Origin of the sequence: Paracidovorax sp. MALMAid1276 (assembly GCF_049198005.1) — a bacterium.
Classification (GTDB): Bacteria; Pseudomonadota; Gammaproteobacteria; order Burkholderiales; family Burkholderiaceae_C; genus Acidovorax.
Window position 1 is genome coordinate 20,764 of record NZ_JBMIRS010000035.1, and the last position, 20,581, is coordinate 41,344.

At 67.7% G+C, this 20,581-nt stretch carries 21 protein-coding genes and 1 tRNA gene; 20 read left to right on the forward strand and 2 right to left on the reverse strand.

Going from position 1 to position 20,581, the window contains the following annotated elements; all coding sequences use genetic code 11:
- Positions 1 to 23 precede the first annotated feature (23 nt).
- From ACOQFS_RS01605 to pth, 6 genes are all read left to right on the forward strand, one after another.
- Positions 24 to 482 (forward strand): lipoprotein insertase outer membrane protein LolB, encoded by a 459-nt coding sequence (locus tag ACOQFS_RS01605; protein WP_421561239.1) that lies wholly within the window; start codon positions 24 to 26, stop codon positions 480 to 482.
- Positions 483 to 539: 57 nt separating this feature from the next.
- Positions 540 to 1,397 carry a 4-(cytidine 5'-diphospho)-2-C-methyl-D-erythritol kinase gene (ispE, locus tag ACOQFS_RS01610; RefSeq protein ID WP_421561240.1) on the forward strand — a complete coding sequence of 286 codons (858 nt, stop codon included), beginning with the start codon at positions 540 to 542 and terminating at the stop codon, positions 1,395 to 1,397.
- Positions 1,398 to 1,427: 30 nt separating this feature from the next.
- Positions 1,428 to 1,504: transfer RNA gene (locus tag ACOQFS_RS01615), tRNA-Gln, on the forward strand.
- Positions 1,505 to 1,551: 47 nt separating this feature from the next.
- Positions 1,552 to 2,511, forward strand: a complete 960-nt coding sequence (locus tag ACOQFS_RS01620; protein ID WP_421561241.1) for a ribose-phosphate pyrophosphokinase — start codon at positions 1,552 to 1,554, stop codon at positions 2,509 to 2,511.
- Between the two features lie 182 nt (positions 2,512 to 2,693).
- On the forward strand, positions 2,694 to 3,326 hold the full coding sequence (locus ACOQFS_RS01625; RefSeq protein WP_421561242.1) for a 50S ribosomal protein L25/general stress protein Ctc: 633 nt from the start codon (positions 2,694 to 2,696) through the stop codon (positions 3,324 to 3,326).
- Positions 3,327 to 3,493: 167 nt separating this feature from the next.
- Entirely contained in the window at positions 3,494 to 4,102 is a 609-nt protein-coding gene (gene pth / locus ACOQFS_RS01630) for an aminoacyl-tRNA hydrolase (protein ID WP_421561243.1), read from the forward strand.
- Between the two features lie 110 nt (positions 4,103 to 4,212).
- Here the strand turns inward: pth and ACOQFS_RS01635 are convergent, their stop codons facing one another.
- On the reverse strand, positions 4,213 to 4,470 hold the full coding sequence (locus tag ACOQFS_RS01635) for a YfhL family 4Fe-4S dicluster ferredoxin (RefSeq protein ID WP_421561244.1): 258 nt from the start codon (positions 4,468 to 4,470) through the stop codon (positions 4,213 to 4,215).
- A gap of 217 nt (positions 4,471 to 4,687) precedes the next feature.
- On the opposite strand from ACOQFS_RS01635, the gene ACOQFS_RS01640 reads away from it, so the two are divergent.
- The 12 genes from ACOQFS_RS01640 (at position 4,688) to ACOQFS_RS01695 (ending at position 18,086) form a co-directional block, all read left to right on the forward strand.
- Positions 4,688 to 5,650 (forward strand): ABC transporter permease, encoded by a 963-nt coding sequence (locus ACOQFS_RS01640; RefSeq protein WP_421561245.1) that lies wholly within the window; start codon positions 4,688 to 4,690, stop codon positions 5,648 to 5,650.
- 5 nt (positions 5,651 to 5,655) lie between these two features.
- The gene (locus tag ACOQFS_RS01645) at positions 5,656 to 6,534 is read left to right on the forward strand and encodes an ABC transporter permease (protein ID WP_421561246.1); all 879 of its coding nucleotides are present in this window, start codon (positions 5,656 to 5,658) and stop codon (positions 6,532 to 6,534) included.
- A gap of 41 nt (positions 6,535 to 6,575) precedes the next feature.
- Positions 6,576 to 7,595 carry an ABC transporter ATP-binding protein gene (locus tag ACOQFS_RS01650; protein WP_421561247.1) on the forward strand — a complete coding sequence of 340 codons (1,020 nt, stop codon included), beginning with the start codon at positions 6,576 to 6,578 and terminating at the stop codon, positions 7,593 to 7,595.
- Positions 7,592 to 8,443, forward strand: coding sequence for an ATP-binding cassette domain-containing protein (locus ACOQFS_RS01655; protein WP_421561248.1), 852 nt, complete (start codon positions 7,592 to 7,594; stop codon positions 8,441 to 8,443). The genes ACOQFS_RS01650 and ACOQFS_RS01655 overlap by 4 nt, the downstream gene beginning before the upstream one ends.
- Positions 8,444 to 8,552: 109 nt before the next feature.
- The gene (locus ACOQFS_RS01660; RefSeq protein WP_421561249.1) at positions 8,553 to 10,043 is read left to right on the forward strand and encodes an ABC transporter substrate-binding protein; all 1,491 of its coding nucleotides are present in this window, start codon (positions 8,553 to 8,555) and stop codon (positions 10,041 to 10,043) included.
- Between the two features lie 272 nt (positions 10,044 to 10,315).
- A complete protein-coding gene (locus tag ACOQFS_RS01665) occupies positions 10,316 to 11,719 on the forward strand; it encodes an amidase (protein WP_421561250.1) in 1,404 nt (467 codons plus the stop codon).
- 110 nt (positions 11,720 to 11,829) lie between these two features.
- Positions 11,830 to 12,438 carry a hypothetical protein gene (locus ACOQFS_RS01670; protein WP_421561251.1) on the forward strand — a complete coding sequence of 203 codons (609 nt, stop codon included), beginning with the start codon at positions 11,830 to 11,832 and terminating at the stop codon, positions 12,436 to 12,438.
- A 52-nt stretch (positions 12,439 to 12,490) separates the two neighbouring features.
- Positions 12,491 to 13,834: a tetratricopeptide repeat protein gene (locus tag ACOQFS_RS01675; RefSeq protein WP_421561252.1), complete on the forward strand. Its 1,344-nt coding sequence runs from the start codon at positions 12,491 to 12,493 to the stop codon at positions 13,832 to 13,834.
- A 125-nt stretch (positions 13,835 to 13,959) separates the two neighbouring features.
- Positions 13,960 to 14,613 (forward strand): biliverdin-producing heme oxygenase, encoded by a 654-nt coding sequence (locus tag ACOQFS_RS01680; RefSeq protein WP_421561253.1) that lies wholly within the window; start codon positions 13,960 to 13,962, stop codon positions 14,611 to 14,613.
- Entirely contained in the window at positions 14,610 to 16,850 is a 2,241-nt protein-coding gene (locus ACOQFS_RS01685) for an ATP-binding protein (protein ID WP_421561254.1), read from the forward strand. Before ACOQFS_RS01680 ends, ACOQFS_RS01685 begins: the two co-directional genes overlap by 4 nt.
- A 94-nt stretch (positions 16,851 to 16,944) precedes the next feature.
- Positions 16,945 to 17,313, forward strand: a complete 369-nt coding sequence (locus tag ACOQFS_RS01690) for a response regulator (RefSeq protein WP_421561255.1) — start codon at positions 16,945 to 16,947, stop codon at positions 17,311 to 17,313.
- Positions 17,314 to 17,405: 92 nt separating this feature from the next.
- On the forward strand, positions 17,406 to 18,086 hold the full coding sequence (locus ACOQFS_RS01695) for a hypothetical protein (protein ID WP_421561256.1): 681 nt from the start codon (positions 17,406 to 17,408) through the stop codon (positions 18,084 to 18,086).
- 99 nt (positions 18,087 to 18,185) lie between these two features.
- Here ACOQFS_RS01695 and ACOQFS_RS01700 read toward each other — a convergent pair whose 3' ends face one another.
- Positions 18,186 to 19,100 carry an AraC family transcriptional regulator gene (locus ACOQFS_RS01700; RefSeq protein WP_421561257.1) on the reverse strand — a complete coding sequence of 305 codons (915 nt, stop codon included), beginning with the start codon at positions 19,098 to 19,100 and terminating at the stop codon, positions 18,186 to 18,188.
- 104 nt (positions 19,101 to 19,204) lie between these two features.
- Here ACOQFS_RS01700 and ACOQFS_RS01705 point away from each other — a divergent pair, with 104 nt between their 5' ends.
- Together ACOQFS_RS01705 and ACOQFS_RS01710 are read left to right on the forward strand one after the other, a co-directional pair.
- A complete protein-coding gene (locus tag ACOQFS_RS01705; protein ID WP_421561258.1) occupies positions 19,205 to 19,753 on the forward strand; it encodes a carboxymuconolactone decarboxylase family protein in 549 nt (182 codons plus the stop codon).
- Between the two features lie 97 nt (positions 19,754 to 19,850).
- Positions 19,851 to 20,552 (forward strand): MOSC domain-containing protein, encoded by a 702-nt coding sequence (locus ACOQFS_RS01710; RefSeq protein WP_421561259.1) that lies wholly within the window; start codon positions 19,851 to 19,853, stop codon positions 20,550 to 20,552.
- The last annotated feature ends 29 nt before the right edge of the window (positions 20,553 to 20,581 follow it).

The window sequence follows — 20,581 nt, forward strand, 5'->3', positions numbered from 1 at the left end:
CGGCGTTCTGGCGCACAGCTCTCATGCTGGCGCTCTGCGGCCTGCTCGGCTGCGCCCAGCCTTTGCAACGTAGCAACGCGAATGACAATTTCTGGAGTGGCCGGCTCGCCCTTCAGGTGGAAGGCCACGCAGCGCAATCTTTTTCGGCATCGTTCGAGCTGCGCGGCAACCCGCAAAATGGCGCGCTGGTGCTGATCAGCCCGCTGGGCAACCGGCTGGCCCAACTGGAATGGAGCGACGGCCATGCGCAGCTCATGACCAGCGGCCAGGACGTTCGCTCCTCCAACTCCCTTGACAGTCTGATTCAGGACGTCACCGGCACCCGCCTGCCCGTGCCCGCACTGTTCCAGTGGCTGCGTGGTGTGGACGCTCAGGAGCCCGGATGGCAGGCCGATCTGTCCGCGCTGGAGAGTGGCCGCCTTCTGGCGCGCCGCGTGGAGCCCGCACCGCAAGCCACGCTGCGCATTGCCCTGACGCCTTGATCCGACTCCGCCCTCCCGGAGTCAGAGCGCGTATCGACCTCGCTGCCCATTTTCATCATGCATGCCCTGTATGACGTGCCGGCTCCGGCCAAGCTCAATCTGTTTCTCCACATCACGGGGCGGCGCGCAGACGGCTACCACTTGCTGCAGTCGGCCTTCATGCTGATCGACTGGTGCGACACATTACATTTCGAACGGTGCGAGAGCCCCGGCGTCACGCGCGAGGATCTGGGCGCAGCGCTGCCTGAAGATGACCTGACGCTGCGCGCTGCGCGCGCATTGCAAAGCGCCACCGGCTGCACGCAGGGTGCGCACATCGGCGTGCTGAAGACAGTGCCCGCGCAAGCCGGCATGGGCGGCGGCTCTTCGGATGCTGCAAGCACCCTGCTTGCACTGAATCGCTTGTGGGGACTGCACCTCCCGCGCCATGCACTCGAAACCATCGGCCTGCGCCTCGGAGCAGACGTGCCCTTTTTTTTAAGGGGCCGCAATGCCTGGGTGGAGGGAATTGGTGAGACAATCACGCCGCTCGAGAATGCTCAGCAACTACCGCAAGCGCGCTTCGCCGTTGTGAAGCCCGCAGCCGGCCTGGAGACAAAAGCAATTTTTTCATCTCCAAGTCTGAAACGCGATTCAGATAGTGCTACAATCTTAGGCTTTGCTGCAGCACACTTTGACTTTGGTCGAAATGACTTGCAGCCCGTTGCCCAGGCACTATGCCCCGACGTGACTGACGCCATCGATTGGCTCAAGGATCGCGGGTTGCAAGGCCGGATGACAGGCTCTGGAAGTGCGGTGTTTGCGCATATGTCACATGCGATTGACTTGAGCGGAGCCCCGCAGGGCTGGCAAGTCAGGGAGTGTGAAAATCTGATGATCCATCCTCTGGCAGGGTGGGCAACAGACGAGAATTGAGGTTTGCTGCCTTCGGCAGTAGACCTGTGTAGGGGAGTCGCCAAGCTGGTTAAGGCACCGGATTTTGATTCCGGCATGCGAAGGTTCGAATCCTTCTTCCCCTGCCAAATTTCCTTTCGCGTACGGGCATTTTTTTCAGACCGCTGGGACGCTCATGCAAGCCTACCACCCCGACTTCATGGTTTTCACCGGCAATGCCAACCCTGGCATGGCAGCTGAAATTGCCCAACACCTCGGCACCAACCTCGGCTCCGCCGATGTCGGCCGCTTCTCGGACGGTGAAGTCACCGTCGAGATCAAGCAAAACGTCCGTGCCCGCGATGTGTTCGTGGTGCAGTCCACCTGCGCGCCCACGAACGAAAACCTCATGGAACTGCTGATCATGGTCGATGCGCTCAAGCGTGCGTCGGCCGAGCGCATCAGTGCCGTGATCCCCTATTTCGGCTATGCCCGCCAGGACCGCCGCCCGCGCTCCACCCGCGTGCCCATCACCGCCAAGGTGGTGGCCAACATGCTGCAGGCCGTGGGCGTGGCCCGCGTGCTGACCATGGACCTGCATGCCGACCAGATCCAGGGTTTCTTCGATATTCCGGTGGACAACATCTATGCATCCCCGGTGCTGCTGGGCGACCTGCGCCAGAAGAATTACGAAGACCTGATCGTGGTGTCGCCCGACGTGGGTGGCGTGGTGCGCGCACGGGCCCTGGCCAAGCAGCTCAATTGCGATCTGGCCATCATCGACAAGCGCCGCCCCAAGGCCAACGTGTCGGAAGTGATGCACGTGATCGGTGAAATCGAAGGCCGCAACTGCGTGATCATGGACGACATGATCGACACCGCCGGCACGCTGGTGAAGGCTGCCGAAGTGCTGAAGGAGCGCGGCGCCAAGAGCGTGTACGCCTATTGCACCCACCCCATTTTTTCGGGTCCCGCCATTGAACGCATCGCACAGGGCACGGCCCTCGATGAAGTGGTCGTGACCAATACCATTCCCCTGAGCGACAACGCCAAGGGATGCACCAAGATTCGCCAGCTCTCCGTGGCCCCGCTGATCGCCGAGACGATCCAGCGCATTGCCAAGGGTGAGTCGGTGATGAGCCTGTTCTCGGAATAACCCCACACGGTGTGGCGACGCGCCCTGCAGGCGCAGCGTCAACGCCCGGGTTTTGCATGCGGCCTCCTTCGGGAGGCTTGTGTGTTCGAGAACACCAAGCAGGCCTGCCGCCACTCCGGCCCAGCAGGTCTTTTTACAACAGGGCAGCACTGGTCGCGGTCTGCCCTTTTCTGGAGCCAACTATGAACTTCGTCGCTTTTGAGCGCGCCAAGCAGGGTACGGGTGCGAGCCGCCGTCTGCGCAACTCGGGCAAGGCCCCTGGCATCGTCTACGGTGGTGCCGCCGAACCCCAACTGATCGAGATCGACCACAACGCACTGTGGCACGCCCTCAAGAAGGAAGCTTTCCACTCCAGCGTGCTGGACATGGAAGTGGCCGGCAAGACCAGCAAGGTCGTGCTGCGTGACGTGCAATACCACCCGTTCAAGCAACAGGTGCTGCACATCGACTTCCAGCGCGTGGACAACAAGACCAAGCTGCACCTGAAGGTGCCACTGCACTACAGCGGCGCTGAAGAGTCCAACGCCGTGAAGGTGGACAAGTGCATGGTCAACCCCGTCGTGAACGAACTGGACGTGACCTGCATGCCTTCGGATCTGCCCGAATTCATCGCTGTGGACCTGTCCAAGCTCGAAAAGGGCGGCTCCCTGCATCTGAAGGACATCAAGCTGCCCCGCGGCGTGGCAGCCAAGATCCGTGGCGGCCAGAACAACAACCCCGCGCTGGTGTCTGTTGTGCCTCCCGCTGTGATCGTGGAAACCCCTGCCGAAGCCGCACCCGCTGCTGACGCCAAGGGCAAGAAGGGCAAGAAGTAATCTTCTGCCTTGGGCTGGTCTTGGGCTGATGTTCAGCCCATCGCCCATCACGATAGACGGGGCAATCACCTGCCCCACCAGCCCCCCCGTCTCGGCGGGTACGGCTGTACGACGACGGCCCACCTCGGTGGGCCGTTTGTTTTTTTCACGCACCGATAATCCCGCAGATGATCAAGCTGTTTGTAGGCCTGGGGAATCCCGGCCCCGACTACGAAGCCACGCGCCACAACGCCGGGTTCTGGTGGATCGATGCGCTGGCGCGGGAACTCAAGGCCACGCTCGTGCCCGAGCGCAGCTACCACGGGCTGGTGGCGCGCACCACGGTGCATGGCCAGAGCGTGTGGCTGCTGGAGCCGCAAACGTTCATGAACCTGTCGGGCAAGTCCGTCGCCTCGCTTGCGCGGTTCTTCAAGATTCAGCCCGACGAGATCCTGGTGGTGCACGATGAGCTGGACATCCCCCCCGGGCAGGTGAAGCTCAAGCGCGGCGGCAGCCACGCGGGGCACAACGGCCTGCGCGACATCCACGGCCAGCTGGGCTCGCCGGATTACTGGCGGCTGCGCATCGGCATCGGCCACCCGGGCGTGAAGAGCGAAGTGGCGAACTGGGTGCTGAAAAAGCCGTCACCCGATCAGCGCACGCTGATCGAAGACAGCATCACGCACTCGCTCAAGGCCTGCCCGGCTCTGCTGGCGGGCGAGATGGACAAGGCCACCTTGCTGATCCACACCACCAAGCCGCCCCGCCCCAAACCAGCGCGGCCCGTGGAAGACTGAGAGAGCGACCAGCTAAAACTGGAAGCCGGAGAGTGGAAACCGGTGAGCTATTGTTTTTATAGCTGTTAGCGCTTACTGGATAAGCGCTAAAGCCCAAAAACATCTGAAATCTACCCTGCCGCAGGCACCTGCAGGCGCTGAAACTTCTGCCACAGCGTCTCGCGCGTTTCCACATGCTGCGGGTTCACGGGGATGCAGGCCACAGGGCAGACCTGCACGCACTGGGGCTCGTCGAAGTGGCCCACGCACTCGGTGCATTTGTTCGGGTCGATCTCGTAGATTTCCTGCCCGAGGTAGATGGCCTGGTTGGGGCACTCGGGCTCGCACACATCGCAGTTGATGCACTCGTCCGTGATCATCAGCGCCATACGGCCTCCTGGGGGTGCATGCCCGAAGCAATGATGACGGAGGGGTGCTCGGCGCGGTTCATGCTCCGTATTATCCCGCGACGGTGGCCTGTGCCTTGCGTGCCACACTGCAACCCACCACCGCTGGCGGGGATGTTTTTGCCGTTATGCTGTGTATACACATTAATTGTGACGCCAGAGCGTCTCGCCCCCTTCCCCACGCACCCCCACGCCACCCATGGGCCTGTTCTTTCTCAAGCGGTTTGTCACCCTTCTGGCCACGCTGATCGGCGCTTCCATCGTCGTGTTCCTGGTGCTGGAAATCCTTCCGGGCAATGCCGCGCAGATGCTCATGGGGCCCGACGCCTCGCCCGACGCGGTGGCTGCGCTCGCCAGCAAGCTGGGGCTGGACCAGCCGGCCAGCCTGCGCTACTGGCAGTGGGTGAGCGGCCTGGTGGTGGGCAACATGGGCGACAGCTACGCCTACAGCTCGCCGGTGCTCGATCTGGTGCTGGAGCGCCTGGCCCTTACGGTGCCGCTGGCCTTGATGGCCATGGTCATCACCACGGTGCTGGCGCTGGCCGCCGGTGTCTACGCCGCCGCCCGGCACAACAAGCTGGGTGATGTGGGCGTGATGGGCCTGGCGCAGATCGGCATTGCCATTCCCAACTTCTGGTTCGCCATCCTGCTGATCCTGCTCTTTTCGGTGAAGCTGCAGTGGTTCTCGGCCGGCGGCTTTCCGGGATGGACGGAAGACGCCGGCGGCAGCCCGCTGGAAGCCCTCAAGGCCCTGCTGCTGCCCGCGATTGCGCTGGCCGTGGTGCAGGCCGCCATCCTGGCGCGGATCACGCGCTCGGCGGTGCTCGAAGTGCTGCGTGAAGATTTTGTGCGCACCGCGCGCGCCAAGGGACTTTCGCAGCGCGCAGCACTGTGGGGCCATGTGCTGCGCAACGCCATGATCCCGGTGGTCACGGTGATGGGGCTGCAGTTTGCCTCGCTGCTGGCGGGCACCATCGTGGTGGAAAACGTGTTCTACCTGCCCGGCCTGGGCCGGCTCATCTTCCAGTCCATCTCCAACCGCGACCTGATCGTGGTGCGCAACTGCGTGATGCTGCTGGCCGCCATGGTCATCATCGTGAACTTCGTGGTCGACGTGCTGTATGCCGTGATCGACCCGCGCGTGAAGGCTTCCGACATCTGATCCCCATGAGCGCCGCACTTTCTCCCTCCTCTCCCACCGCAGCCGCCGCCCCGGGCTGGACGCACCGCGCGCTGCGCCACCGCAGCTTCGTCGTCGGTGCGGTGCTCTCGCTGCTGCTGGTGCTGGCCGCCGCGCTGTCGCTGGTCTGGACGCCCTGGTCGCCCTACGAAATGGACATGGCCAACAAGCTGGCCGGGCCATCCGCCAAGCACTGGCTGGGCACCGATGCCTTCGGGCGCGATGTCGCCTCGCTGCTGATGGTGGGCGCGCGCAATTCCATCCTGGTCGGCGTGATCGCGGTGGGCATCGGCCTGTCCATTGGCACGGCGCTGGGCCTGCTGGCTGCGGCCAAGCGCGGCTGGGTCGAAGAAATCATCATGCGGCTGGCCGACTTCACCTTTGCCTTCCCGGCGCTGCTGCTGGCCATCATGATGACGGCGGTGTTTGGCGCGGGCATCGTCAACTCCATCATCGCCATCGGCATCTTCTACATCCCCACGTTTGCGCGGGTCACGCGCGCCTCGGCCAACGCCGTGTGGGCGCGCGAATACATCCTGGCCGCGCGTGCCTGCGGCAAGGGCAGCTGGCGCATCACGCTGGAGCATGTGCTGCCCAATATCCTGTCGGTGCTGATCGTGCAGACCACCATCCAGTTCGCGCTGGCCATCCTGGCCGAGGCGGCGCTGTCGTACCTGGGCCTGGGCACGCAGCCACCCCAGCCCTCGTGGGGCCGCATGCTCAGCGAGGCGCAAACCTTGATGTTCCAGGCGCCGCTGCTGGCCGTGTGGCCCGGCGTGGCCATTGCGCTGGCCGTGCTGGGCCTGAACCTGCTGGGGGACGGGCTGCGCGACCTGCTGGACCCACGTTTGTCCCGAAAACGCTGATGCCACGCGAAGAACAAGAAAAGCCCGCGACGAGCCCCACCATGCCCCTGCTAGAAGTCTCCAATCTCCGCATCCGGCTGCAGACGCACCGAGGCCCGGCCGACGCGGTTCGGGGCGTGAACTTTTCCCTGGAACGCGGCGAAACCCTGGGCCTGATCGGCGAATCGGGCTGCGGCAAGTCCATCACCGCCATGTCCCTCATGGGTTTGCTGCCCGACAGCGCGCAGGTCACCGGCAGCATCCGCTTTGACGGCGAAGAACTGGTGGGCCGCACCGATGCGCAGATGTGCAGGATGCGCGGCAACCGCATCGGCATGGTGTTCCAGGAGCCGATGACGGCGCTGAACCCCGTGCACACCATCGGCCGCCAGGTGGCCGAGCCGCTGCGCCTGCACCGGGGCATGGATGCGGGCAGCGCGCGTAAGGAGGCGATTGCGCTGCTGGACCGCGTGGGCATTCCCAACGCGGCGCAGCGCATCGACGCCTATCCGCACCAGTTCTCGGGCGGCCAGCGCCAGCGCATCACCATTGCCATGGCGCTGGCCTGCGGGCCCGACCTGCTGATTGCCGACGAGCCCACCACGGCGCTCGACGTGACCATCCAGCAGCAGATCCTGGACCTCATCAGCGACCTGGTGGCCGAGCGCAACATGGCCATGATCCTGATCTCGCACGACCTGGGCGTGATCTCGCAGAACGTGGACCGCATGATGGTGATGTACGGCGGCACCGTGGTGGAGAGCGGCTCCACCGCGTCCGTCTTCTCGGCCATGGCCCACCCCTACACACGGGGCCTGTTTGCCGCGCGCCCGCACCTGGGCGCCGTGCACGCACCCGGGCAGCGCCCGCGCCTGTCCACCATCCCCGGCACGGTGCCCGAGCTGGTGGACCTGCCCAAAGGCTGCCCGTTTGCGGGCCGCTGCAGCTACACCATCGACGCCTGCCACCACGACGCGCCACCCGTGACCCGCGTGGCGCACGACGCCGATGGTGACCACACCGTGCGCTGCCTGCGCCCGGAGGCGATTGCGCACGCTCAGGGCGCGGAGGTGGCCGCATGAACGCCCCGGCCTCTCCCCTGCTGCAGGTGCGCGATCTGGTGCGCGAATACACGCTGCCGCGCGAACACCTGTTCCGCCCACCCGGAACGGTGCAAGCCCTCAACGGCGTGAGCTTCTCCATTGCGGCCGGGCGCAGCCTGGGTGTGGTGGGCGAATCGGGTTCGGGCAAGTCCACCCTGGCCCGGCTGGTGATGGCGCTGGATACGCCCACCGCCGGCACGGTGGAGCTGATGGGCCGCAACCTGCATGCGCTGCCCGCCGAGCAGCTGAGGCAGGCGCGCAGCGACTTTCAGATGGTGTTCCAGGACCCGTACGGATCGCTGGACCCGCGCCAGACGGTAGAACGCATCATCACCGAGCCCCTGCAGGCCCAGGGCCGCACGACCCGGGCCGAGCAGCGCGAGCAGGCCGGCCAGGTGCTCGCGCAGGTGGGCCTGCGCCCCACCGATCTGGGCAAGTACCCCCATGAGTTTTCCGGCGGCCAGCGCCAGCGCATCGCCATTGCGCGCGCCCTCATCACGCGACCCCGCCTCATCGTGGCGGACGAGCCCGTGAGCGCGCTCGACGTGTCGGTGCAGGCCCAGGTGCTCAACCTGATGCAGGACCTGCAGCAGCAGTTCGGCATCACCTACATGCTCATCAGCCACGACCTCGCGGTGGTCAACCACCTGTGCGACGAAGTGGTGGTGCTGTACCAGGGGCGCATCGTGGAGCGCGGCTCGCCAGGCGAGCTGTTTCGCAACGCGCAGCACCCCTACACGCAGTCGCTGGTGGGCGCGGTGCCCCAGGTCCAGCCGGGCCGTGCGCGGGCACGCCGTGCGGCGGCCGCCGCAGCAAAAATCGCGTAACCGCTGGCAGGTGTGATGGTGTAAAAAGCTTTTCTGCGCCCCGGTAACAAATTGCACCGGGGTTTTTCTGGTCGTTGTTTGTCTGGTTTTTTGTCTGGAGAGTCCGAACATGCTGAACCGCCGTACCGTCCTTGCCACTGGCGCGATTGCCGCCGTGCCCCTGTCCACCCCGCTTGGCGCCCTGGCGCAGGGCCGCAAAGATGCGGTGACGCTGGCGATGACGCTGGAGCCCCCAGGCCTGGACCCCACGGCCGGTGCCGCCTCGGCCATTGCCGAGATCGTGCAGTACAACATCTTCGAGACGCTCACCAAGATCAATGCCGACGGCAGCGTGTCGCCCCTGCTGGCTGAAAGCTGGGAGGTCTCGCCCGACCTCAAGACCTACACCTTCAAGCTGCGCCGTGGCGTGAAGTTCCAGAACGGCGAGCCCTTCAACGCCGCCGCGGTCAAGTTCTCGTACGACCGTGCGGGCGGCGAAAAAAGCACCAACAAGGACAAGCGCACCTTCGCGGGCCTGACCACCCAGGTGGTGGACGACTACACCGTGGTGCTGCTCAACAAGGAGATCGACCCCGACCTGCTGTTCGTGCTGGGCCAGGCCACCTCCATCATCGTGGAGCCCAAGAGCGCCGACACCAACGCGAACAAGCCCGTGGGCACCGGCCCCTACCAGTTGCAGGCGTGGAACAAGGGCTCGTCCGTGGTGCTCACGGCCTGGGCCGATTACCGCGACGCCAAGGCCATCAAGATCAAGCGCGCCACCTTCCGCTTCATCTCCGACCCGGCCGCCCAGGTGGCCGCCCTGCTGGCGGGCGACGTGGACGCCTTCCCGCGCGTCACGCCGCGCAGCGTGGCGCAGTTCAAGGGCAATGCCAGGTACCAGGTCATCGTGGCTGGCTCGCGTGCCAAGACCATTTTGGCCATCAACAACGCCAAGAAGCCGCTGGACGACGTGCGCGTGCGCCGCGCCATCGCTGCCGCCGTGGACCGCAAGGCCGTGATCGAGGGCGCGGGCGACGGCTACGGCGCGCCCATCGGCAGCCACTATGTGCCCAGCGCCTTTGGCTATGTGGACACCACGGGCGTGAACCCCTACGACCCCGAAAAGGCCAAGCGCCTGCTGGCCGAGGCCGGCATCAAGACCCCGCTGGAGCTGACCCTGACCCTGCCGCCACCGCCCTACGCGCGCCAAGGCGGCGAGGTGATTGCCGCCCAGCTGGCCAAGGTCGGCATCATCGCCAAGATCCAGAACGTGGAATGGGCGCAGTGGCTGAGCGGCACCTACGGCAACAAGAACTACGACCTGACCATCATCAGCCACGTGGAGCCTTTCGATCTGGGCAACTTCGCCAAGCCCGACTACTACTGGGGCTACCAGTCGGCCAAGTTCAACGACCTGTTCAACCAGATCAAGAACGCCGCCCGCCCCGCCGACCGCACGCGCCTGCTGGGCGACGCGCAGCGCCTGCTGGCCGAGGACTCGGTGCACGCGTTTCTGTATTCCAACCAGTGGATCACGGTGGCCAACAAGAACCTCAAGGGCCTGTGGAAGGACATGCCGGTGTTTGTGAACGACATCTCCGCGCTGTCCTGGGGTTGAGAAATAGGACACCCCCCTGAGCGGCTGCGCCGCTTCCCCCCGCTCTCACATCGCTGCGCGATGTGGGCAGGGGGACGCAGCCCTCGCGGCGGGGCGGCCCTTGCTCGGCTGCCCTGGTATTGGGCCGCGCCAGTTGCATGGGCCGGGGGGCATGCGGCGCATTTGATGACTGAAATGCCTGGAAGCCGATAGCTCCTAAAAATATAGCTGCCAGCGCTTAACCAGTAAGCGCTGGAGGCACTTTTTCCTTATAGAAACTTTCTAGACGCTCCATGACCGCCTTGCACGACCTGCCCGCCCACGAACTCCTGGCTGCCTACCGCCAGCGCACGCTGTCCCCGGTGGAGGTCACGCAGGCCGTGCTGGCGCACATCGAGCGCTGGGAGCCCCACATCCAGGCCACCTATCTGCTGCGGCCCGAGGCGGCGCTGCAGCAGGCGCGCGCGTCCGAGGCGCGCTGGCTGCGGGGCGAACCGCAGGGGCTGCTTGACGGCGTGCCGAGCACTATCAAGGAGAACATCGCCACCGAGGGCGATCCCACGCCGCTGGGCACGGCGGCGGTGGAGCTGGCGCCCGCTGCGGCCGACGCGCCCCCCGCCGCCCGCATGCGCGAATCGGGCGCCGTCATCGTCGCCAAGACCACCATGCCCGACTACGGCATGCTGTCGTCCGGCCTGTCCACCTTCCACCCGCTGTCGCGCAACCCGTGGGACGTGAGCAAAGGGCCCGGCGGCTCCAGCGCGGGCGGCGGCGCGGCGGCGGCGGCGGGCTATGGCCCGCTGCACATCGGCACCGACATCGGGGGCTCGCTGCGCCTGCCCGCCAGCTGGTGCGGCATCTTCAGCCTCAAGCCCAGCCTGGGCCGCATCCCCATCGATCCGCCCTACACCGGCCGCGCCGCCGGCCCCATGACACGTACCGTGGCCGACGCTGCGCTGATGATGCAGGTGCTGAGCCAGCCCGATGCGCGCGACAGCATGAGCCTGCCTGCGCAAGACATCGCCTGGAGCCAGTTCAACAAGGGCGCCGAGCGCCTGCGCGGCCTGCGCATTGGCCTGCTGCTCGACGCCGGCTGCGGCCTGAGCGTGGACCCCGAAGTGAGCGCCGCTGTGCAGCACGCGGCCCGGCTGATGGAAAGCGCGGGCGCCGTCATCGTGCCCATGCAGCCCTTCATGACGCAGGCCATGCTCGACGGCATGGACCACTTCTGGCGCATGCGCTCGCACACCGACCTGCAGGCCCTGCCCGCTGTTCAGCGCGACAAGGTACTGCCCTACATCCGCACCTGGGCCGAGAGCGCTGCCGGGCTGAGCGGCACCGAGGTGTTCCACGCCAGCCAGCAGTTCCACCTCACGCGCGTGGCCGCCGCCCGGGCCTGCAGCGCGTTCGACTACGTGATCTCGCCCGTGGCGCCCAACGTCGCCTTCCAGGCCGAGCTGCCCTCGCCCACCAACGACCCGCTGCGCCCGCTTGAACACATCGGCTTCACCGTGCCGTTCAACATGTCGGAGCAGCCTGCGGCCTCCGTCAACTGCGGCTACACCCGCGCCGGGCTGCCCATCGGCCTGCAGATTGCAGGCGCGCGCTTTGACGACCTGGGCGTGCTGCAGGTGTCGCACGCGTTCGAGCTGATCCGCGACCCCCAGAAGCCCTGGCCGCAGCCGCCCGCGCGCTGACCGTGCCGCGTTGTTGGTAACCTTGGGGGCTTCACCCGCACCGGTTCCGCGCACAGCGCCTCGCGGGCCGCGCCCACCCCCAACGACTTGATTTGCAAGCACATCCCTGCATGGACATCCTCATCCTGGCGATCTTCCTGGCCACCGGCACCTACCTGCTCAATGCCAAGGAGCAGCGCAAGCGCATTGCCCTTCTGGGCAGCCATCTGGCCAACTACCAGATCGAGAAGCTGATGGAAGCGCTGACGGAAGGCTACCTGCGTGCGCTGGGCGAGAGCACGGACGAGCGCCGCGCACAGGTGTGGAGCCTGCTGAGCACCACCGAGTCGCAGCTGGCAGAGCAGTTCGGCCGTTTCGCAAGCGAATTCGCCCGCGTTCCAGAGCCCGACGCCCGCACCAGCCGCCTGGCCATCGCTTTCCCCTTCGTCGAAAAGCTGGCGCCCGCCCTCACCTTCGACATGCGCCGCGCGCTGGCCGTGCACGCGCGCGGCATTGCGCACGTGGTGCAGAACACAGGGCACCTGTCGCCCCGTGACCGGGCCTACATGATGACGGCCGAGCTGTTCCTCATGCAGCACACCTGCCACTGGTACTGCAAGTCCCGCACCATCGCCTCGGCGCGCATGCTCGCGCGGCACCAGACGCCGCATGAGCAGCTCGTGGCCTCGGTGTCCGCCGAGACGCGCAATGCCTATCTGGCGCTGATCCAGGGCCGGTAGCGCCCCGCCAGCGCCCACCGCCTTCGCCAGCACCACCACAAGCACCCTCGCCATGCCTGCGCCGCACACCGACAGCCTCGGCAACGCCGTCGCGCTGCACGACGCCGCCAGCCTGGGCCCCCTGAACGACTTTGTCGGAGGCTTCATCGCCTGCGAAGCCCGGGCCGTGAACGTGCTGCAGGCGGCGGGCGACGCCAGCGCCATCGTGCAGGCCTGCTGCGCGGCGCTGCACATGTTTGCCGAATCTGCCGACGCCCCCCGCAACGCGCGGCCTTTCATCGACCAGGCGCTGGCCAGCGCGCCCCGGGCCAGCGAGCGCGAGCAGCGCTTTGTGGCGGCCGTCGCCGCCTGGGTTCAGGGGGACCTGCCCCGCGCGATAGCGCTGCACGAGGAACAGGCACGCCTGCACCCGCGCGACCTGGCCTCGGTCAAGCTGGGGCAATACCACCTGTTCAACCGGGGCGACTCGCCCGGCATGCTGCGCCTGGCGCTGCAGGCGCTGCCTGCCGCAGGCGACGTGCCCTACCTGCACGGCATGCTGGCCTTTGGCTGGGAGCAGTGCCACCGGCTCGCACAGGCCGAATCTGCCGCGCGCCACGCCATGGCCCTGTGCCGCAAGGAGCCCTGGGCGCACCACGCCCTGGCGCACGTCATGCTCACCCAGGGGCGCATCGACGAGGGCGCCGCATTCATGGCCAGCGTGCAAGACACCTGGACGGGCCTGAACTCTTTCATGGTCACGCACAACTGGTGGCACCAGGCACTGTTCCTGCTGGAGCAGGACCGGCACGACGAGGTGCTGGCGCTGTACGACGCGCAGGTGTGGGGCGTGGTCAAGGAGTATTCACAAGACCAGATCAACGCCGTCTCGCTGCTCGTTCGGCTGGAGCTGGCCGGAGCCCGCGTGGGCGCCGCCCGCTGGGCGGACCTGGCCGACCACCTGGAGCGGCAGCGGCTGGCCGACCATGTGCTGCCGTTTCTCGACCTGCAGTACCTGTATGGCCTGGCGCGAGCGGGCCGCACACAGGCGGCCCGCACGCTGCTGCACAACATCGGCGCACATGCCGCCACCCGCACCGAGCCCCACGAGCGCGCCGTGTGGCAGCAGGTGTGCGTGCCCGCCGCCCACGGGCTGCTGGCGCATGCCGAAGGCGACGGGGCCACGGCGGCGCAGCACCTGGGCACGGCGCTGCCGCGCCTCACCGAGATCGGCGGCAGCCACGCCCAGCGCGACCTGTTCCACCAGATCTGGCTGGACGCGCTGCAGCGCCACGGCCGGTGGGCCACCGTGCAGAACCTGCTGCAACCGCTGGCCAACGCGCAGCCCGAGTCGCGGCGGCTGGCGCGGCAGCTGCGCGCCGTGAACGAGGCCCTGGCACTGCCGCCGGGCGCGTAGTGCTGCGCACCGCGCGCGCGGGGATTCCAGCACTCTTTTTCCCCGGGGGCGCACCGCCGGCTTCTCGGTAGAATGACCCGCAGCGCGCTACAACGGGGCGCACCCTCATCCGATGGATTCCGCCCGTGGCCCTCAGCGACACAGTCCCTCCCCCTCTCACCGCCTTCGCAGACCCGCTGCAGGCCTTGCGCCAGGCCACGGCGGCCACCCATGCGATGCTCGACGCCCGCCTGGCCATTGCACAACCCACGGCGACGCTGATGGACTATGCCGCCCACGCGCGCGGGCTGGCCGCATGGCTGCAGGCCCTGTCGCCGCCCTTGGCGGCGCTGCAGGCCGACATGCCGCACTTCGAATTCATGCCCGCACACCGCCTGGCCCACCTGCAGCAGGATCTGCAGGACATTGCCGCGCCCGCCCCGGCCTGCTGGCCCGCGCCGAGCACCCCCACCCGCCTGCGCGCGGAGGCCGCGCTGCAAAAGGCACGCGGCGCAGGCCAGGCCCGCGCCGCGCGCTGGGGCATGGGCTACGTGGTCGAAGGCTCGCAGCTGGGCGGGCTGGTGCTGCACGCGCGCCTGGCAGGGGCGCTGGCGCCGCACCCGCTGCGCTACCTGCGGGGCAGCGCGGGCGACACGGCGGGCCGCTGGAAATGTTTTGTGGGCCAGCTGCGCGACCACCTGAACCACTCCGCCGCGGTGGCCGCCGCATGCGATGGCGCCCAGGCGGCCTTCGATGGCCTGGTCGATGAATTCACAGGCACCGGGGGGCTGCTGCCATGACCCAGCCCACCGGCGCCGGGCAGCCGCCCACCACGCTCGAGAACTGCGACCGCGAGCCCATCCACATTCCGGGCGCCATCCAGTCGCACGGCGCGCTGCTGGCGCTGGACATGCACGGCACCGTGCAGCACGCCAGCAGCAACCTTGCCGACCTGCTGGGCGACGCGGTGCCGCTTGCGCAAGACGTGCAAACCAGCCCGCTGCTGGCCCGGCATGCAGAACTGCGTGCCCTGGTGCAAGAGGGCCTGGCAGCCCTGGTGGACCATGCCGACGTGCCCATGCCCGCCGAGTGGGCCGCCAACGGACGTGCCTTCGACGTGGTGATGCACCTCTCACACGGCCTGCTGGTGATCGAATTCGAGCTGCGCCATGCGTCCGAGGGCGAGCTTGCGAGCTTTGCCGTGCGTGCCCACCGTGCCATGGAAAAGCTGCGCCGCCCGCGCGCCAACATCAACGAACTGCTGCAGCTGGCCGCGCAAGAGCTGCGCGCGCTCACGGGTTTCGACCGCGTCATGGCCTACCGATTCCGCCACGACCACAGCGGCGAGGTGGTGGGCGAGGCACGCGCGGATTTTCTGGACGCCTACCTGGGCCGCCGCTATCCGGCGAGCGACATTCCTGCCCAGGCACGCGCGCTGTACGTGGCCAATACGCTGCGGCTGATTGCCGACGTGCAGTCGCCCACCGTGCCCCTGCGGCAGAACGGCGCGCAGCCGCCGCTGGACCTGAGCGCCAGCATCCTGCGCAGCGTGTCGCCCATCCACATCGAGTACCTCGGCAACATGGGCGTGGGGGCCTCGATGAGCGTGTCCATCGTCATCAACAACACGCTGTGGGGCCTCATCGCCTGCCACCACATGGCGCCGCGCCAGGTGCCCTACAGCGTGCGCATGGCGTGCGACGTCATCGCGCAGATATTGGGGTCGAGCATTCAGGCGGCGCTGTCGCGCAGCCTGGCCGAGCGGCAGTTGCAGGCGGCAGCGCTGCGCACCCGCGTGCTCGAAAGCGTGCTGCATTCCGACGACGAGTTTGCCGCGCTGTGCACCCACGCCGCCGCGCTGGGCCGCGAGCTGCGCGCTGGCGCCGTGGTGGTGGCCGAGCACGGCAAGCTGTGCGTGGAGGGCGAGCTGCCCGAGGCCGCAGCCCGCGCGCTCATCGAGTGGCTGAATGCCTCGCAGGGCGGCGATGCGGTGTATGCCACCCACTCGCTGCCCGGGGTGGCGCCCCACCTGGCCGATGCACTCATGCCCTGGTGCGGCGTGCTGGCCCTGCCGCTGTATGCCGGCCGCGGCGCCTGGCTGGTGTTCCTGCGCAAGGAGCAGCTCGAGACCATCCACTGGGGCGGCAAGCCCGAAAAAGACATCCGCCCCGGCCCGCTGGGCCCTCGGCTCACGCCGCGCGGATCGTTCGAGCTGTGGAAAGAAACCGTGCACCTGACCGCCGAGCACTGGAGCGCCGACGACGAGGCCATGGCCCGCGAGCTGCTCGACGAGCTGCGCCGCGCCCAGCACACACGCGATGCCGAGCTGCACACCGCCCGCAGCCAGCTCATGGCCATGCTGGGCCACGACCTGCGCGACCCGCTGCATTCCATCAGCATGGCCGCGCGCATGCTCGAAAAGAGTGCGCCGGACGACGGCAGCAACGCCAGCGCGCAGGCCGGCCGGCTGGGGCAGCGCATCCAGTCGTCGAGCGGGCGCATGCAGCGCCTGATCAGCCAGGTGATGGACATGTCGCGCCTGCAAAGCCGCCTGGGGCTCGACCTTGCGCTGCGCGATGTGGACCTGGTGCAACTGCTCAACGACCTGATGGACGAGGCCCGCACCGCGCACCCGCACACGCAGCTGGTCGGCGTGCTGCCCGCCGCGCAGGCCGTGCGCGCTGATCCGGACCGCATGGCCCAGGTCCTCACCAACCTCATCAGCAATGCGCGCCACCATGGCGAGACCGGCCACCCGGTCGAGATCCGGCTGCATGGCAGCGCGCACGAAGTGCGCATCGAAGTGCGCAATGTGTCGGCCCCGATCGCCGCCGACATTGCCGACCAGATGTTTTCGCCCTTCAAGTCCACCTCGCTGGGCAACACGCGCAACCGATCCGGCCTGGGCCTCGGCCTGTACATCGCCAGCGAAATCGTCAAAGGGCACGGCGGCACCATCGGCTACGCTTACGATGCGCCGCACGTGGTGTTCGAGGTGCGGCTGCACAACGGCGCCACCCCGGCCGGCCCCGGTTGACGTCTGCGGCGGCTCCTGACGTGTTTGTCCGAGGTCCTGCATCCACCCGCTGCCACCGCCCCTCGCCCTTCGCCCTGTTGATCTCTCACCTGCCATGCCCCTGCACATCCTCGTCGTCGACGACAACCAAGAAGCCACGGAACTGCTGCAGGAGCTGCTGAGCATGGAGGGCCATGTGGTGCGCACCGCCACCACCGGCAGCGAGGCGTGTGCGCTGCTGCGCGAACAGCCTGCAGAGGTGCTGATGCTGGACCACCATCTGCCCGACACCACGGGCGCCCAGCTGTTGCCGCAGCTGCAGGCCCTGCAGGCCAGCCAAGGCGTGCCCCCGGCCATCGCCGTGGCCGTCACAGGCGCCGTGGTCCACGCCCCGGGCGGCGGTGCGGGCTTCGACCATGTGCTGGTCAAGCCGATTGATTTCGACGCGCTGGACGCGCTCATCGCACGCTGGAGCAACCGCTAGTAACCGCTAGCAACCACTTGGAACAGCTGGCCTCCCCTGCCCCGCCAACCGCTCGACCTGATCTGCCCGCAAGCCCCTCGGCCACCGACCCCATGGAACCGCACCACAGCCCCCTTGTCACCCACGCCGGCCTGCAGCACGCCGTGCTGCTGCGCGCCATGCCCGTGCTGCGGCACGACTTGAGCAGCCCCCTGTCGGTGATGCGCATGGGCACCACCTTGCTCAAGCGCCATCTGCAGCGCGCCGACCTGAACCCGGCCGACGCCGTGGCCCGCGTGGAGCAGCTGGAGCAGCAGCTGACCGAGCTGTCGGCCCACATTCGCCGCCTGCGCCAGTGGGACCCTCAGGTGCGCGAGCGCCATTCACTAAAGGCGATTGCGTTGGAGGCCGCCGCCCTGGCGCGCCCCATGCTCATGGTGCAGGGCATGGAGGTGGCACCGCTGCAGGAAGACGCGCCGGGCTGGCAGGACGACAGCCAGGCCCCCCACACGCTGCTGTATGCCGTGCTGGCCGCCATCTATCACCTGGCCGAGCCGGGCGAGGGCGAGGCGGCCCCCGCCAGCATCGTGGTGGAACCGCTCAGCAGCCACGGCATCCAGATCAGCGCCCAAGGCGCCCGCAGCGTGCCGGACGCGCTGCAGATTGCCGCCCCGTCGCTGGACGGGCTCGCGCTCACCGCCGACGCCGTGGCCCAACTGGCCCGCAGCGCGCAGTTCGCAGCGAGCGTCTCCGGCCGCAGCACGGTGACCCTGACGCCGCTGCAGGGCCGCTGACGCCGCCGACGCCGGGTGGGGACGCGCCGCGCCCTGCGCGGCTCAAAAATGTGACTATTTTTTGCCCTCAGCGCTTATCCATAAAGGGCTTTCAGCTATCTATTCGATAGCATTCATCACCGCCAATTCGCCGCGCAGCCACCCCCTGGGAGACACCCCCACCGCCTGGGTGAAGGCGCGGCTGAAGGCCGCCGGGCTGGCATAGCCCAGGCTGTCGCTCACCGCCTTCACCGATGTGCCGCCGCGCAGCTGGGCCTGCGCAATCGACACGCGCCAGCGCAGCAGATAGTCGCCGGGCGATGTGCCCACCGCCGCCTTGAACTCGGCTGCGAACGCGCTGCGCGACATGCCGGCCTCGCGTGCCAGCGCCTGCAGCGACCAGTCGGCGCCCGGCTGTTCGTGCAGGCCGGTCAGCGCGCGCGCCAGCTTGGGGTGTGCCAGCCCCGCCAGCACCCCGGCCTGCACGCCGCCCTCGTCCGGGTGGTCCAGCAGCCAGCGCAGCATCTGCAGCAGCAGCACCTCCAACAGCCGGTCGGCCAGCAGGCGCTGGCCGCAGCGCACCTGCTCGGTCTCGGCAAACAGCAGCTGCAGCGTCTGCCCGATGCCCTGCACCCGCGCCACGGGCAGCGCCAGCACCGACGGCAGCGCCTGCACCAGCGGATGCCGCGCTCCGCCGTCGAAATCCAGCGTGGCGCACACGAAATCGCTGCCCTCCAGCGGCGCGTTGTGAAAGTCGTGGGCGAGCGGCCGGGGGTAGAACAGCAGCGTGGGCTCGGCCAGCCGCAGCGTGCGTGGTGCGCCGCTGTGGGGCTGGTGCGTGACCCGCATGTCGCCCCGGCGCAGCACATGCAAAAACGCCCGCCCCGGCTGCGCCGCGTAGTGCGTCACGCCGCACAGTGGCCCCGCGTGGAACAAATGGGCACGCACGCGAAACCGCTCCAGCAGGGCCGACAGGCGGTCGACGCCGCTGGTCTGCGCGTGGACGGGCGGCGGGGGGGTGATGTCGAGACGCATTGGACGAACTGCATTGTTTAATGGACTCAATGCATCTCATCATACAAATCCTGCGCACACACTGCAGGCCTCGACACTTTTTTGGACGCCAAGGAGATCTCCGCATGAGCCGCATTTCCCTCATCGACCCCGCCCACACCACGCCCGACCGCCAGGCCCTGCTCGGCCAGATCCACACGGCGCTGGGCACGACGCCCCACATGTTCCGCGCCGTGGCGCATTCGCCCGCCGCGCTGCACAGCATGTGGGCCGCGTTTGCAGCCCTGGGCACCCAAGGCACCCTGGGCGGCCAGCTGGGCGAGCAGATCGCCGTGGCCATCGCCAACCGCAATGCCTGCGAATACTGCCTGGCCGCCCACACGGCCCTGGGCCGCAAGGCAGGCGCCAGCGCCGAAGACATGGCCGCAGCACAACGCGGCCAGTCCAGCGACCCCGCCACCCAGGCCGCCCTGCGCTTTGCACTGCAGGTGGTGGAACAGCGCGGGCACATCGGCGCCGACGAGGTGCAGCGCCTGCGCGACGCCGGCTTCAGCGACGAGGGCGTGGTGGAGATCCTGGCGCATGTGGCGCTGAACCTGTTCACCAACTATGTGAACGTGGCGCTGGATGTGCCCGTGGACTTTCCGGCGGTGAAGCTGCGGCCTGCGGGGTGATGTGGCGGGTGCGTGGCCGGAAAAGCGCTACCGGCCGCGCGCCCCTCCACAATGCACGGCGCCATTCCTTTCACCTATGTCCAGCAACGCATTGCACATGCACTCTTTCCCCGCCCGCATCCTGCAGGTGCTGTCCGGCCCCGTGGCTCCGTTGGGCACCACAGGCGCAACCAGTGCCATCGACAAACGTCCGGTGGCGCAACCCGTCGCCATCGGGCCCCAAGGCCTGAGTGGCGATGCCCAGGCCGACCTGCGCGTTCACGGCGGGCCCGACAAGGCCGTCCACCTGTATGCCTGGGCGCACTATGCGCAGTGGCAACGCGAACTGGGCGGTGAAGCCGCCCTGCCACCTGGGTTGCTGCAAGCCCCCGGGGCCTTTTGCGAGAACCTGGCCGTGGCCGATGTGGATGAAGGCGGCGTGTGCATCGGTGACCACTGGCGCGCAGGCACGGCGGTGCTGCAGGTCACGCAGGGCCGGCAGCCCTGCTGGAAGCTGAACCTGCGATTCGGCGTGCCCGACATGGCCGCGCGCGTGCAGCAGACGCTGCGCGCCGGCTGGTACTGCCGCACGCTGCAGCCGGGCATCGTGCAAGCCGGTGATGCGCTGGAATTGCTGGAGCGGCCCCACCCGGGCTGGACCGTGGAGCGGCTTCTGGCCCTGATCCGCGACCGGGAATGCCAACCTTACCTGATGGGTCAGGTGCTGGAACTCCCCCTGCCCCCGTCTTGGCGCAAGCTTTTTGCGCGGCGGATGGAGCAGGGGCTTGCAGAAGATTGGCAGGCGCGGCTGCAGGGCTGATCTACCGAACCCCGAGAAACCGGCGAACC

Coding starts and splice junctions, on each gene's coding strand:
- ACOQFS_RS01605 (WP_421561239.1), top strand. CDS start 24: ATGCTGGCGCTCTGCGGCCTGCTCGGCTGCGCCCAGCCTTTGCAACGT.
- ispE (WP_421561240.1), top strand. CDS start 540: ATGCATGCCCTGTATGACGTGCCGGCTCCGGCCAAGCTCAATCTGTTT.
- ACOQFS_RS01620 (WP_421561241.1), top strand. CDS start 1,552: ATGCAAGCCTACCACCCCGACTTCATGGTTTTCACCGGCAATGCCAAC.
- ACOQFS_RS01625 (WP_421561242.1), top strand. CDS start 2,694: ATGAACTTCGTCGCTTTTGAGCGCGCCAAGCAGGGTACGGGTGCGAGC.
- pth (WP_421561243.1), top strand. CDS start 3,494: ATGATCAAGCTGTTTGTAGGCCTGGGGAATCCCGGCCCCGACTACGAA.
- ACOQFS_RS01635 (WP_421561244.1), bottom strand. CDS start 4,470: ATGGCGCTGATGATCACGGACGAGTGCATCAACTGCGATGTGTGCGAG.
- ACOQFS_RS01640 (WP_421561245.1), top strand. CDS start 4,688: ATGGGCCTGTTCTTTCTCAAGCGGTTTGTCACCCTTCTGGCCACGCTG.
- ACOQFS_RS01645 (WP_421561246.1), top strand. CDS start 5,656: ATGAGCGCCGCACTTTCTCCCTCCTCTCCCACCGCAGCCGCCGCCCCG.
- ACOQFS_RS01650 (WP_421561247.1), top strand. CDS start 6,576: ATGCCCCTGCTAGAAGTCTCCAATCTCCGCATCCGGCTGCAGACGCAC.
- ACOQFS_RS01655 (WP_421561248.1), top strand. CDS start 7,592: ATGAACGCCCCGGCCTCTCCCCTGCTGCAGGTGCGCGATCTGGTGCGC.
- ACOQFS_RS01660 (WP_421561249.1), top strand. CDS start 8,553: ATGCTGAACCGCCGTACCGTCCTTGCCACTGGCGCGATTGCCGCCGTG.
- ACOQFS_RS01665 (WP_421561250.1), top strand. CDS start 10,316: ATGACCGCCTTGCACGACCTGCCCGCCCACGAACTCCTGGCTGCCTAC.
- ACOQFS_RS01670 (WP_421561251.1), top strand. CDS start 11,830: ATGGACATCCTCATCCTGGCGATCTTCCTGGCCACCGGCACCTACCTG.
- ACOQFS_RS01675 (WP_421561252.1), top strand. CDS start 12,491: ATGCCTGCGCCGCACACCGACAGCCTCGGCAACGCCGTCGCGCTGCAC.
- ACOQFS_RS01685 (WP_421561254.1), top strand. CDS start 14,610: ATGACCCAGCCCACCGGCGCCGGGCAGCCGCCCACCACGCTCGAGAAC.
- ACOQFS_RS01690 (WP_421561255.1), top strand. CDS start 16,945: ATGCCCCTGCACATCCTCGTCGTCGACGACAACCAAGAAGCCACGGAA.
- ACOQFS_RS01695 (WP_421561256.1), top strand. CDS start 17,406: ATGGAACCGCACCACAGCCCCCTTGTCACCCACGCCGGCCTGCAGCAC.
- ACOQFS_RS01700 (WP_421561257.1), bottom strand. CDS start 19,100: ATGCGTCTCGACATCACCCCCCCGCCGCCCGTCCACGCGCAGACCAGC.
- ACOQFS_RS01705 (WP_421561258.1), top strand. CDS start 19,205: ATGAGCCGCATTTCCCTCATCGACCCCGCCCACACCACGCCCGACCGC.
- ACOQFS_RS01710 (WP_421561259.1), top strand. CDS start 19,851: ATGCACTCTTTCCCCGCCCGCATCCTGCAGGTGCTGTCCGGCCCCGTG.